Raw genomic sequence first — 12,413 nt, 5'->3', positions numbered from 1 at the left:
AGTCTCGCTGAGGGCGAGCACGTATGTGCTCGCCCTCAGCGCCCGTTCCGGGCGTTGCGCGGCAAGGAGACGGGCGACAGGCCGACGGTGGACGTCATGATGTGCCGGGGGTGCCGTTTGAACTCGGCGGCGCGCGGTGTCTTCCCGCCCGCGGAGGGCGGTACGACCGTGGTGCAGCAGCCCTCGAACCGGGACACGGGCGTGCCGTCCATCACCGCCCATGCGGTCGTGTTCACCGACGAGGACCCGGAGTGGGTGCGCGAGACGCCGCGCACCCTCATCGCCACCGCCGCCACCGCCATGCTCCACGGTGCGGAGGAGTCGGTGACGGTCAGCCGCACCCCTCACATCATGGCCGACGCCGCCTATGCGATCCTCACCCGCCCGGCCGAGGAGGCCACCGGGAACTGCTATCTGGACGAGGACGCGCTGCGGGAAGAGGGCGTGACCAGCCTCGGCGGCTACCGCGCCGACCCGGCAAGCACCAGGCCGCTGCAGCTCGACGTCTTCCTCCGACCGGCCCCGGCGGCGCCGAAGGGCGGCGGCAACGGCCGTGAAGGTTGGCGGCGGCGCAGCCCGTCGGCATGGGCCTGGCCGAACTTCACACACCGGCGGCCGACAGTCCCGTAGGAGACGATCACGCCGCGTTGAAGCACGATCCCCCTCCAGCGAGGCGCGATCCCTTCGGAAGATCGCGAAGGGGACCGGTCAGTACGCGAGTCCACGCCTGACTAGCATCGCGAGAGTGCTTGCCATGACTGCCGCCGACGGCTGCACCGTTGGCGGCCGCTCCGTCCCCTGGCCTGCGAGCGGGTGCGGTGAACAGCGACGGCGTCACACCCTCCTGCGGCCAGGCAGCCGCTCGGTGCTCAGCTCTCCCGAGGTGTTGAGGAGGGCCCGGCCGAGAGGGGTGAGGCTGTGAAGCACGGAGTTCCGGTGGCGCAGGGAGCGGATCAATCCGGCTTCCCGGAGGACGGTCGCGTGCTCGCTGGCGCTGGCGGCTGCGATGGCGGCGCGATCGGCCAGTTCCTTGGTGGAGCAGCCCTGGTGCTCCGCGATGACGGACAGCACCACCGTGCGGGTGCGCCCCAGGAGCGTCGACACACTGGAGGAACGCCCGTAGCCGGGCATGGAGGCATGAGCGGTGATTTCGTTGGGGTGCTGGTTCTGGAAGGCCGGATAGCTCACGGACACGGGCCTGCCGTCGGTCACGATCGCGCGCGTGCCGAACATCGAGGGAAGGAGCAGGAGGCCTTGCCCTTCCAGATGGAGGTCACGATCGGCGCCGTTGACCATCCGGATTTCCAGAACAGGCGGATTCCATCGCATCCACCGGGGGTTGGCCAGGGTGAGCAGCTGTTCCACACCGCCGCTGAGCACGTGCTGCAGGCGCAGGGTCCGGTCGACCGCCAGGTGTTCCGTGAACTGGGCCCAGTGGGGTGCGAGCAGGGTCGCGTGGAGGTGGCTGAGCCCTGTGCAGAGCTCGGCGAGCAGCGTGGCATCGTCGGCCAGGTGGCGGGTCCATGCGGGCAGGGAGGGACGATGTTGTGCCGTTTCGAGCATGTCCGCCCTGATGCGTTCGCGAGGTGTGCCGCATACCTGTTCCAGCAGCTCCCCGGCTGTTCCCGATTCGGTGGGACTGAGGAAATTCGGTGAGCTTCCCACGGCGGGTATGAGGGCGAGCGCCATGCGGGCTTGGGCAGACAGTTGTGCGCGGGCACGGTGTCGCCAGGCATCGAACCGGGCGGGCTGGTTGCGGCTCTGCAGGGCGCGCGCCGCGAGTTCCAGCTCGTGCAGCGGCATAGCGGTCTCAGCCACACGCGTCCGGGCCAGGTCCTGAACCGTGAAGTGTATGCGGTAGACCATGGCAGCCTGGGAGTTCCTTCCAGAATGTCCTTCTTCGGTTCAGGCCGAATGAGGTCGCCATCGTATCCAGGCACAGAGAAGCTGGATCCGCCAGCCGGCACGGCATATGGCCGAGGGAGGTGTCCTGTGGCGGCATGATGCGGCGCCCCGTGCCCACCTCGGCATGTGCGCACCTTCGACCTGCGCCGGCCCGGGACTTGGGGAAGATGCCACAGGTGCCCGGCGCCTCAGGCGGACACGGGGATCGCGTTAACGTCGGCCGCCTGACGGAATGACCGCCGCGGCAACTCGTGAGCATGTGAAAAAAGCCGGCTGCGGTGTCCTCCGTCATTGCGTGGATGCGCTCAGCTCATCGGTGCGGGGCATGCGGAATGCCACGCCGACTGACGCCATGTCATTCGCGCATACGAGCTCCCCTCGTGCCGCCTGTCACACATAATCCTTGTTCTCTGCACGACGAAAGAGATCCACGATGTACGACGCCTCTCCCGCCGAGAAGCCCGAAATACACCTCGACGGTCACCATCTGGGCATGGACGAGGTCTACCGGGTTTCCACGCTTCGGGACGGAGCGAGGCTGGACCTGTCGGAGGACGCGGTCCTGCGGATGAAGAAGTCTCTTCACGTCAAGGAAGCCCTCATCGAATCCGGGATACCTATCTACGGCGTCACCACGGGCTTCGGTGACAGCAGCAGCCGCCAGATCAGCCCCGAGAAGACGGTGGCCCTGCAGCGGAACCTGCTCCGGTTCCTGCGGGTGGGCACCGGGCCGGTGGCGCCGGACGAGGTCATTCGCGCGACCATGCTGATACGCGCCAACTGTGCCGCCCGAGGGCACTCCGCCATCCGGCAGGAGCCTGTCCGCCTCATCCTGGACATGCTGCACCACGACATCCTGCCGCAGATCCCGGAACGGGGCTCGGTGGGCGCCAGCGGCGACCTTGCACCTTTGAGCTATCTGGCGGCGTCGCTCACCGGCGAAGGCACCGTCACCTACCGGGGCGAACGGATGCCGGCCGCCGAGGCCCTGCGCGCTGCCGGTCTGCAGCCGGTGGAACTACAGGCCAAGGAAGGCCTCGCCCTGGTCAACGGCACGTCTTTCATGTCTGCGTATCTGACGCTGGCCTTCACCGAGGCACGCGAACTCGCCTGGTGCGCCGAACTGTGCACGGCGCTGGCCGCCGAGGTACGCAGGAGCAGCAAGGACCAGTTCACCGCATTCCCGCACATCAACAAGCCGCACCCGGGCCAGATCACCAGCGCGGAGAACATCCGGCAGATGCTCGAAGGATCCGCCCTGATCGGCGCCGACGCCGACCTCCGGGGAGGCGACATGGACGAGGGCGTCACCTATCGGGAACTCGAACGCGGCATCCAGGACCCGTACTCCATCCGTTGCGCCCCCCACGTGATCGGCGTGCTGCGCGACACCTTGCAGTGGGCCGAACAGTGGATCGCCAATGAGATCAACTCCTCCAACGACAACCCCCTGTTCGACGCGCAGTCGTCCCTCGTCCACAACAGCGGCAACTTCTACGGCGGGCATGTAGCCCAGGCCGCCAGCGCGCTGGCCACGGCTGTGGCCAGCGTGGGCGACCTCCTGGACCGGCAGGTGCAGTTGCTGGTGGACCCGAAGTTCAGCCTGGGGCTCCCGGCGAACCTCATCGCCCCGGTCAAGGCCACCGATCCGGCGGCCGGATTGCACCACGGCTTCAAGGGGGCGCAGATCGCAGCCTCCGCTCTGACCGCCGAGGCCCTCCATCTGACCATGCCGGTAAGTTCCTTCTCCCGGTCGACCGAGGCACACAACCAGGACAAGGTCAGCATGGGCACCATCGCCGCCCGGCACGCCAGGACCGCTGTCGCCCTGATCAGCGAGGTGACCGCGATCCACCTGGTGGCACTCTGCCAGGCCGCGGACATCATCGGCACGGACGGACTCGGCCCCCGCACCACCCGCGCCCACAGGCACCTGCGCGGCATCGTCCCCTTCGTCCAGGAGGACCGCCCCTTGGGCGACGAGTTCCAGCGGACCGCCAGGCTGCTCATCGACGGCTCCCTCCGCCGCGCGGTCATGGCCGGTTGACCCGCTGGACCCCGCTCCCGTCCACACCGCCTCGGCAGTGGAGGGAGCAACGGCGTCATCGCGTCCACCGCCGGGCCCCCGGCTCTGCCGAGCCTGGGAACGCATACCTCGCGCCGCCCCGGGGGCCGTCGGTTCCCCTGTTGTTTCTTCTTCCGTACCGCACCGGAATCAGGCCTGCCTGATTCCTGACCGTCCAGCGCCCGTGGGAGGCAATGGTGTTGACAGCGACGACCCTGGTCGGCGCCCTCCATGACTGTGCGAACCGCTGGCCCGACCGGCCCGTGGTCTTCCCGGAGCTCGGTGAGAAGGTCACCGTCCGCCGGCTGCTCGAGCACGCCACCGACTTCGCGGCCCGAGTCGCCGAGGCCGGGGTCCGGCGCGGGCACGTCGTGGGCCTGCTCTCCGCCACCGGACCGCAGGTACTGGTGGGCCTGTTCGGCGTCACCTTCACCGGAGCTGCGGTGAGCCTGCTGCCCACTCCGCCCATGATGCGCGACCTCGACTCGGCGGCGCGCCATGTGATCAGTTTCCTGGACGCAGCCGAGATTCGGTATCTGCTGGTGGACGACTCGCAGAAGGACCTGGGTGATCTCGTACGCGCGGCCCGCCCGGGCCTGACCGTCCTTCGGCTGCCCGACGGTGTGGCGCTCTTCTCCCGACCCCCGTCCCCCGAGGCGGACGCCACCGGCGTAGATCAGCCTGCCCTGCCCGAGGTGCTACCGGACGACATCGCTGTCATCCAGTACACCTCGGGCAGCACCTCCGATCCCAAGGGCGTGGTGCTGCGCCACCGCACCGTGCTGGCCGGACTGCGGTCGATCGGAGTGTCCGCCGAGGTGTCACCCGACGACGTGTTCATCCAGTGGGTCCCCCACTTCCACGACATGGGCCTCTTCGGCTGGCTTGCCTACCTGCTGCACGGCGCCACCACCCACACCTTCAGCCCGGGCGGATTCATCCGCCGCCCGGCCGGGTTCCTGCGTTACTTCGCCGAGCACCGAGGCACCGTCACGTGTGGCCCGGACTTCGGCTACGACCTCATACTGGCCACCGTCGACGACCAGACGGTGCGGGAACTGGACCTGAGCAGCTGGCGGTTCGCGTTCAACGGGTCGGAACCGGTGTCGGCGGCGACGGTCGAGGCGTTTTGCCGGCGGCTGGCCCCGGCGGGCTTCCGTGCGTCGGCGATGTTCCCGGTGTACGGGATGGCCGAGGCCACACTCGCGGTGACCTTCCCGGCACCCGACGAGGCACCGCACGTCCTGCACGTCGACCGCCGGCTGCTCGTGGACGCAGGCGAGGTCCGCCTGGTGGACGCCACGGACCCGGAGGCGAAACCGGTCGTCGCGGTCGGCCGGCCGGTCGACGGTATGCAGCTGCGGCTGGTCACCAGCGCGGGCGACCCGGCCCCGGACGGGGAACTGGCGGAGGTCCGGATCCGCGGCGAAGCGGTCACCGAAGCGTACTACCGGGCACCGAAGGCCACCCGGTCGCTCTTCGAGGGCGGATGGCTGCGCACCGGCGACCTGGCGTTCCGACACGAAGACCGGCTTTACGTGGCCGGCCGTCTCAAGGACATGGTCATCGTCGGCGGCCGGAACTTCTTCGCACAGGACGTCGAGGCCGTCGTCCGCGACGTTCCCGGCGTGTTCCGGCGGCGCTGCGTCGCGGTGCCCGAGGAGGCCGAGTACCTCACGGTGGTGGCGGAGACCAAGGAGCACCACGAGCAACTGGCCGAGCGGATCCGGGCGCGAATCGCCACCGAACTCGGACTGTCGGCGATCCGGGTGCACCTGGTCCGCCCCGGGCAACTGCCTCGCACCACCAGCGGCAAGTGGCAGCGCGGCAAGGCGGCCCGGATGGCGGTGACGGCAGGGTGAGCGGGTGGAACGGTCACGCCGCCGGCACGGCGGGGCTGCGCGACCAACCCTGGTTCCGTTGCTTCGGCTGCTCGTCGCACCACCCGCAGGGGCTGCGGCTCGACCCGCGCCGGACCGCACCTGACGAAGTGGCCTGCACGGTGGTCTTCGGCCCCGACCTGTGCTCCTATCCGGGGATCACGCACGGCGGGATAGTCACCACCGCGGTGGACGACGTGATGGCCAACTTGATCCTGATCGAACGCGGCGTCCTGGTCTTCTCCGCCACCCTGCGCACCCGATTTCTGCAGCCGGTCGCGACCGGCCGGCCGTACCGGATCATCGCTCGCATCACCCGGTCCTGGGAGGGCGGTTACCGGACCGAGGCCGAGGTGGTGACACCGGAGGGTGCGCAGGCCCTGGTCGCGGAGGCGACCTATGCGCACGTCCGGCCTGAGCACCTCGGCGACCTGATGGCGGTCGGCGGCGAGGCGGCTGCCCGTCTCAGGCCCCATCTGGCCCCATCGGACCGTATCGGCGCCGAATCCGACTCCACCGCGACATGTGCGATGGACGACACAGAGAGGACACAACCGTGAACAGGGACGAACTGCTTGCCATGGTAGTGAAGGAGCTCGCAACGGTGCTGCCGCTGGAGGGCCGCCCGGTGCAGGAGTCCGACCTCCTTCAGGAACTGCCGAGCATCGACTCACTGCGGCTGGTCAGGATCGCCTCGGCCCTCGAGCGGTCAGCCGGTGCCGAGTTCGACGACGAGGCCCTGTTCGGCGCCAGGACGGTCGGCGACCTCGTCGACAGTCTCGCAGCGGCCCTCCGCGCAGCGGCGTGACCCCACACCCCTCCGGTGCGGTCGGGCGAGCGTGCGCACCGACGGCCGCACCGAAGACCTGAGAGAGCTTCCGGAGAACGATGACGATGGAACAGCCTGTGGAGACGGACACCGCGGCATCCGAGATCGCCGATTCCGAGATCGCGGCGATCCGCAGGTCCGCGGAGACCACCGTACGACGAACGGCCGAACATCCCTGGTCACTGGCCGATGTGGACTGGTCCGCGGTCCGTCCGGAGAGACTGACCGACGACGATCACTCCATCGTGCGGTTCGTCACCTACGTCGAGGACCACATTCCGGCCTTCCTGAGCTTCAACCTGTCGGCCTTTCCCACGACCGGTGACATCACCACCACGACCTACCACCGCAATCGCGAGTACGCCCGCTTCCTCTTCGCCTGGGCGAACGACGAGGAGAAGCACGCGTCGGCGCTCAGCCGCTACCAGCTGGTGTCGGAGATCGCGGACGAGGCCACCCTCGCCGAGGACCTGGCCGAGGTCGGCCGCAAACCCTTCGCCATGCCGTACGAGGACCCGCTGGAAGCATTCCTCTACCTGTTCATGCAGGAGAAGGCAACGCAGCTCTTCTACCAGCACTACCGCCAGGTGGTCCAAGAACCCGTGCTGCGGCAGCTGCTGCACTTCATGAGCCGGGACGAGGCTCGCCACTTCGCTTTCTACTCACGCCTGATCGAGGAGTCGCTGGGACGCGTCGGTCCACGCACCCTGGACCGCGCCAGGGACGTGCTGGCCACCTTCCGGATGCCCCTGGACGGCGTCTACGACGGGTACTGGCGCATCGCGCTCAAAGTCGTCGACCGGGTCGGCCACGACCACACCGAGGCGTACTACGCGCTGGACAAGCTGGTCCGTCGCTTCGTGGACACACTCGGCACGCGCGAGGCCGACGACTTCGGCCACTTCCTCCGCACCGTCCAGAGAATGCCGTGACGAGCAAGCCAGGCCCTCCCGCGCTGCCGGCGCCCCGTCGGAGACCGGCTCCCGCCGCTCACCGCGACAGAGCCGGCCTGCGACCGGAGCCACCAGGCGAGGCAGAAGGCTCATCGAGCCCGGCCGACACCGATCGACTGACTGCGAGATGGGGAGTGTACAGGTGATCTTGTCCGAACTGAGGCCTGGTCAGGACCTGATACGGGAGTACCGCGAGACGGGCGTCTGGCGGACCGAAGGGCCCCTGGCCGACTTGCGCAAATGGCGCAACGAGACGCCGGAAGCCACCGCGGTGATCGCACACCGGGCCGGCACGGGCATGCGCCGGCTCACGTACCGCGAACTCAGTGACTACGTCGAGCGGTTCGCCAGGGCACTGACCGAGCTCGACGTCGGACCGGGGCAGGTCGTCGCGATGCAGTTGCCCAACTGGTGGCAGGTGAGCGCACTGCTGCTGGCCTGCGCACGGGTCGGGGCCGTCGTCGCACCCGTCATGCCGTCCATCGGCCCACGCGAGCTGGAGCGCATCCTGGTGCGGCTGGAGGCCGACGTGTGCGTCACGGCCGACGAGTACGGTGGCGTGCGATACGCGGACGCGGTGGCTGACATGGCGCCCCGGCTGCCCAGGCTGCGGCACCGGGTGGTCATCGCCAGGGGCAACGCCCCCAAAGGCACGGTGGACTTCGGCCGTCACTTCGAGGAGACACCGCGGGAGCGACAGCCCGGGACATTCCCGGGTGCGCTCACCGAGGACCCGGACCGGGTGGCGGTGGTCCTGTTCACCTCGGGAACCTCCGGCGAGCCCAAGGGTGTACTGCACACCTTCAACACGCTCTACGCGGGGGCTTCGGCGATAGCCCACGCGGAGGGGCTCGGCACCCGGGACCGGTTCTTCACGACCCAGGCGCTGACCCACATCTTCGGGTTGATGTACAACATCATGATCCCGCTGCTGGTCGGCGGTGCCTCCGTGCTGTCGGACGTCTGGGACCCCAAGGGCGCACTGGACATCGTCACCGAGAGCGAGACCACCGTCCTGGCGGGTGCGCCGACGTTCGTGACCGCCCTGGTAGCCGCCGCGCAGGTGCGACCCCGGCCCGAGTTCCTGCCGCGCATGGTGCTCAGCGGCGCCACCACGGTGCCCGGGCAGTTGGTCGCCTCCGTTCCGCAGACCTGGGGCGTGCCGCTGCGCACCCTGTGGGGAATGACCGAAGTACCTGGTCACACATGGACCCGCCACGATGATCCGCCGCTGTGGGGTTCGCAGAGCGACGGCAGGCCCGGAGCTGGACTGGAACTCGACTTCCGGTCCGACACCGGCACCCCGCCCACCGCCGAGCAGCCCGCCCGGCTCTTCGTCCGCGGCGGCGGTGTGTGCCTGGCGACCTTCGGCCGGGACAGCGGCCGGCTGCGGGTGACAGCCGACGTGGACAACGGCTGGTACGACACCGGTGACCTGGCCGTTCCAGACGGTCGGGGAGGCCTGCGCATCATCGGCCGGACCGCCGACCGCATCGGCGGCTCCTTCATGATCCCGATCAACGACGTCGAGACGGAACTGCTCGCACACCCCGACGTCCACGATGTCGCCCTCGTCGGCTACGTGGACGATCGGGGCGAGGAACTCGCCTGCGCGGTCGTCGTTCCCGGCCCGGCCTCACCCACGCTCGCCGGACTGCGGGAGTTCCTCACCGCCCGCGGCATGACCGAGTGGTACCAGCCCAGTCGGCTCGAAATGACGACAGAGCTGCCGCGCAACGCCACGGGAAAGGTCCGCAAGGATCTTCTCCGCGCCCAACTGAAGGACGGTCGCCCGGCGAACCGGCCGGCCGTGTGACGTCCGGTCGCGGGAAGTCGGCCGACACCCACCGCGCCTCCACAAAAGCCCTCCCGCGAAGGTCCCGCCCGCGCACTCCGGACGCGCGGCGGGACCTTCGCGACCGGCTGCGGCTCACTCGTGCGGCACCACGACCACTGGGCACTCGGCGTGGTGCAGCACCCCGTGCGCGACCGATCCGATCCGAGCACCCACGGGCGTACGGATCAGTCGCCGGGCCGGAACCGGAGCGCCGACCAGGTGTCGTCGATGGCAATCTGCCGCACGGGCCGCACGCCCCGCTCGGAAAGGGCGGCGGCCAGGACGTCGCGGTTCAGATCCGTTCCCAGCTTGCCGCCCTTCGGATAGGCCACCCAGGCGAGGGCATCGCGCTGCGCGGCGGCAAGCGCCGCCTGCGCACCCGCTCCGAGAAGGTCACCGGAGGTGGTCACAAAGGCGAGCACCGCGTCGGCCGAAGCCGCGTCACCCGCGGCCTCGACCTCCAGGTGGACGTCGTTGGGCTTGCCCAGGACTGCGACACTCTGACCGGGCTTGATCTGCAGCTTGCTCACGACGGACACCCCCAGATCCTGCCACCTCACGTGCGACGCCGCACGCCAGTCCAGTGGACATCCGGATTCCACGCACACCGCTGATCGCGGGGATCGCGACCGCCGCGCGGGCCATCGCCCCGCGCACGGAGGCAGTGCGGCAGCAGTTGATTGAGTGCGACGCGGCGGGTTTCGGGCGTGCCCAGGCTGTCGGCGGGCACCGCACTCATCACGAGCGGACCCGCGCTGCGGACACGACAGAAACACGGCAGTGGATGGGCGGCCGGCGAGGCACAGGTTGCGGGTCACAGGCTGGCGACGGTCGCGCCGGCACCCGGCTTGCCGACATATCCGGGGTGAGGGTCAGCCTGAAGGCGATGGCTGCAGAACTCTCCGCGCACCCATCACATGCGGCCGACAGCACTCAGCGTCACCGCTCCACCGAACTTGGACCAGATCCTGAGAAGGAGCAGCACCGGCTCAGTCATCACCGTGACACTCGGTGGCAACCGCACGACGTCACCCAGGCTCTCTACCGCACTGGGTGGTACCAGCGTCGGTGCACCGCAGGTTCGACGCACAGCACGGCGGCGCCTGCGACTGTGCCGACCAGCAGGGCGGACCCACCGCCGCCGTTGACGACCGCGCCGAGGCAGGCGGCGGCAATGGCGAGCGGGCGCAGCAAGGTCAACGGGCCGAGGCCGACAACTATCGCGAGGGTGCTGGCGCGAAACGGCAGGGCGAAGTAGGCGGCGAGCGAAAGGAGTACGGCGGTGGCGTAGACAGTGAGCGGGAGCAGGTAGCCGAGGCCGCCGGCAGTCAGAGTGTTGTAGGTCCGTGCCGGATCGCGTGTGGTCAGCAGCAGGAGGACGGCGGTCAGCGTGGGAGCGAGCAGCAGGACGGCCCCAACGGCCAGCCCACGCAGGGCGGCTCGGATGGTGGCCCGTTGTTTACGGATGCGGGCGTCGCTGCCGGCATAGGCACGGAAGCCGCTGAACGCCGCATCGACCAGACCGAGGAGTACAAGCGGTATGGCGGGCGTCATCGGGTGGTCTCGGCGAGGTGCTCCTGGCCGACCATGCGGCGTGCGTCCCGTCCGAGGGCTCGGCGAAGCGGCGCCTCCAGTTGCGGGCGCACCCCGATGATCGGGCGCAACGTGGTGCAGAACGGGTTCACCGCGCCGCGCGGCTCGTACAGCAGTGCGCGGATGCCGGGTACCGCAGCCGCGCGCAACAGTGTCTCGTCGCTGTGCGCGCGCAGTGCGGAGACGACGCCGTCGTGGCGGCCGAGCGGGTTGCGCATCCGGGCACGATGGAAGATCCACGCGCCAATGGGCGCGAGACGGGTCGCTGCGATGTCGAAGTGGCAGAAGGCCTGCGCCGGTGAGGCGGCCTGGGCCTGGAAGAACTCGGCCAGAGCGGGGCCACGGAAATGGTGCAGCACGCCGGTGGAGACATAGACGGTCGCGGCCTCCGGCAGGTCGAAGGCATTTCCACGGACGAAACGGCAGTTGAGCCCCTCTGCGTGGGCCAGGCGGTCCGCTTCGCCGACCAGCGTGGCGTCTAGGTCGACGCCGACCAGCTCGACGTCCGCGCCGAGGGCGTCGGTAGTCGCCAGCCAGCGGACCAGGTAGCCCAGGCCGCAACCGACGTCGACGAGGCGGTACGGCCCGGGCTGCCCAGTAGTCGACCGAATCGCGGTGAAGAGCGGGCCGAGCAGGTGGACCAGACGTTCGCCGAGCCGTAGCTCCTCGCTCAGACGTTGGAGTTCGGTGTGCACGCTGATGAGCAGGCGGTCCACGGCATGCGGGTCGAGTACGCCGTCCTGGTCCGTGGGCAGCCCGGCGACGATCCGGGCCGCACGCTCGTCTCCGCTCTCGCGGAGCCGCTGGATCACCTCGGCGCGCCGGACCGGGAGCCGGTGGCCGCTGCGTGGTTCCACCGCCGTGATCAGGTCGGAAATCTCAAGCTGGTGCACGAGGCAGAACCCTACGGCCTTCCCTGCCAAGCCCGGCGGGCCAACTTCCACCGTGGAGTGTCCACAACCTCCCGCAGTCTTTCGACACCGGTGCTGTCGAGACCCGTGCACATTTCGATTCGCTCGCGGATGCCGGCTTGCAACGAGCCTCACGGACCCAATGTGCACTACCAACTTGCCGCTGAACGTAGCGCTCACGGTCGACGGCGGAAGTCCTTGCAACCCGCGCCCCTCCCGACGCCGCGCCTCGGCTTGCCATCTGCACCCCGCGACAGCGAGCACGAGACCCAAAGCCCGCGAGTCCGAACGCCGCGAGTGTCCCGGGCAGGGCGGTCACCTCGGTATGCGAGGTGACGTGCACCGCCAGCGGGGTCGACCGACAGGGTGGTAAATGCGCCCCACCACACCGCGCACCACGGGAACAAGGCGGGACGGCTGATAACTTCGCTGGCTACCGG

At 69.3% G+C, this 12,413-nt stretch carries 11 protein-coding genes and 1 pseudogene; 7 read left to right on the top strand and 5 right to left on the bottom strand.

What is annotated here, in order from left to right; all coding sequences use genetic code 11:
- Positions 1-99 precede the first annotated feature (99 nt).
- Positions 100-630, top strand: a complete 531-nt coding sequence (locus ABZ904_RS24845; protein WP_361004859.1) for a hypothetical protein — start codon at positions 100-102, stop codon at positions 628-630.
- Between the two features lie 204 nt (positions 631-834).
- Here the strand turns inward: ABZ904_RS24845 and ABZ904_RS24840 are convergent, their stop codons facing one another.
- Complete coding sequence (locus ABZ904_RS24840) at positions 835-1,866, bottom strand: MarR family transcriptional regulator (protein WP_361825532.1); 1,032 nt, start codon at positions 1,864-1,866, stop codon at positions 835-837.
- A 472-nt stretch (positions 1,867-2,338) separates the two neighbouring features.
- Here ABZ904_RS24840 and ABZ904_RS24835 point away from each other — a divergent pair, with 472 nt between their 5' ends.
- The 6 genes from ABZ904_RS24835 (at position 2,339) to ABZ904_RS24810 (ending at position 9,448) form a co-directional block, all read left to right on the top strand.
- On the top strand, positions 2,339-3,952 hold the full coding sequence (locus ABZ904_RS24835; RefSeq protein ID WP_361004842.1) for an aromatic amino acid ammonia-lyase: 1,614 nt from the start codon (positions 2,339-2,341) through the stop codon (positions 3,950-3,952).
- A gap of 218 nt (positions 3,953-4,170) precedes the next feature.
- On the top strand, positions 4,171-5,832 hold the full coding sequence (locus tag ABZ904_RS24830; RefSeq protein WP_359411988.1) for an AMP-binding protein: 1,662 nt from the start codon (positions 4,171-4,173) through the stop codon (positions 5,830-5,832).
- On the top strand, positions 5,829-6,410 hold the full coding sequence (locus tag ABZ904_RS24825; RefSeq protein WP_359411985.1) for a PaaI family thioesterase: 582 nt from the start codon (positions 5,829-5,831) through the stop codon (positions 6,408-6,410). Before ABZ904_RS24830 ends, ABZ904_RS24825 begins: the two co-directional genes overlap by 4 nt.
- Positions 6,407-6,658 (top strand): acyl carrier protein, encoded by a 252-nt coding sequence (locus ABZ904_RS24820; RefSeq protein WP_359411982.1) that lies wholly within the window; start codon positions 6,407-6,409, stop codon positions 6,656-6,658. Before ABZ904_RS24825 ends, ABZ904_RS24820 begins: the two co-directional genes overlap by 4 nt.
- Before the next feature lie 86 nt (positions 6,659-6,744).
- Complete coding sequence (locus ABZ904_RS24815; RefSeq protein WP_361004852.1) at positions 6,745-7,611, top strand: acyl-ACP desaturase; 867 nt, start codon at positions 6,745-6,747, stop codon at positions 7,609-7,611.
- A 163-nt stretch (positions 7,612-7,774) separates the two neighbouring features.
- Positions 7,775-9,448: an AMP-binding protein gene (locus ABZ904_RS24810; protein WP_361004855.1), complete on the top strand. Its 1,674-nt coding sequence runs from the start codon at positions 7,775-7,777 to the stop codon at positions 9,446-9,448.
- A gap of 114 nt (positions 9,449-9,562) precedes the next feature.
- Here ABZ904_RS24810 and ABZ904_RS24805 read toward each other — a convergent pair.
- The 4 genes and pseudogenes from ABZ904_RS24805 to ABZ904_RS24790 form a co-directional block, all read right to left on the bottom strand.
- Positions 9,563-9,664: pseudogene (locus ABZ904_RS24805) on the bottom strand (universal stress protein); the annotation flags it as partial.
- On the bottom strand, positions 9,655-9,999 hold the full coding sequence (locus ABZ904_RS24800; RefSeq protein ID WP_359412268.1) for a hypothetical protein: 345 nt from the start codon (positions 9,997-9,999) through the stop codon (positions 9,655-9,657). The gene ABZ904_RS24800 and the pseudogene ABZ904_RS24805, both read right to left, overlap by 10 nt.
- A 511-nt stretch (positions 10,000-10,510) precedes the next feature.
- A complete protein-coding gene (locus ABZ904_RS24795) occupies positions 10,511-11,023 on the bottom strand; it encodes a hypothetical protein (protein ID WP_359412270.1) in 513 nt (170 codons plus the stop codon).
- Positions 11,020-11,955: a class I SAM-dependent methyltransferase gene (locus tag ABZ904_RS24790; protein ID WP_359412273.1), complete on the bottom strand. Its 936-nt coding sequence runs from the start codon at positions 11,953-11,955 to the stop codon at positions 11,020-11,022. The genes ABZ904_RS24795 and ABZ904_RS24790 overlap by 4 nt, the downstream gene beginning before the upstream one ends.
- Positions 11,956-12,413: the final 458 nt, after the last annotated feature.

The organism is Streptomyces sp. NPDC046900 (assembly GCF_040644975.1).
Lineage (GTDB): Bacteria > Actinomycetota > Actinomycetes > Streptomycetales > Streptomycetaceae > Streptomyces.
Note: the sequence above shows the minus strand (reverse complement) of the source record. Positions and strands in the feature narration are given on the sequence as shown.

Coding starts and splice junctions, on each gene's coding strand:
- ABZ904_RS24845 (WP_361004859.1), top strand. CDS start 100: ATGTGCCGGGGGTGCCGTTTGAACTCGGCGGCGCGCGGTGTCTTCCCG.
- ABZ904_RS24840 (WP_361825532.1), bottom strand. CDS start 1,866: ATGGTCTACCGCATACACTTCACGGTTCAGGACCTGGCCCGGACGCGT.
- ABZ904_RS24835 (WP_361004842.1), top strand. CDS start 2,339: ATGTACGACGCCTCTCCCGCCGAGAAGCCCGAAATACACCTCGACGGT.
- ABZ904_RS24815 (WP_361004852.1), top strand. CDS start 6,745: ATGGAACAGCCTGTGGAGACGGACACCGCGGCATCCGAGATCGCCGAT.
- ABZ904_RS24795 (WP_359412270.1), bottom strand. CDS start 11,023: ATGACGCCCGCCATACCGCTTGTACTCCTCGGTCTGGTCGATGCGGCG.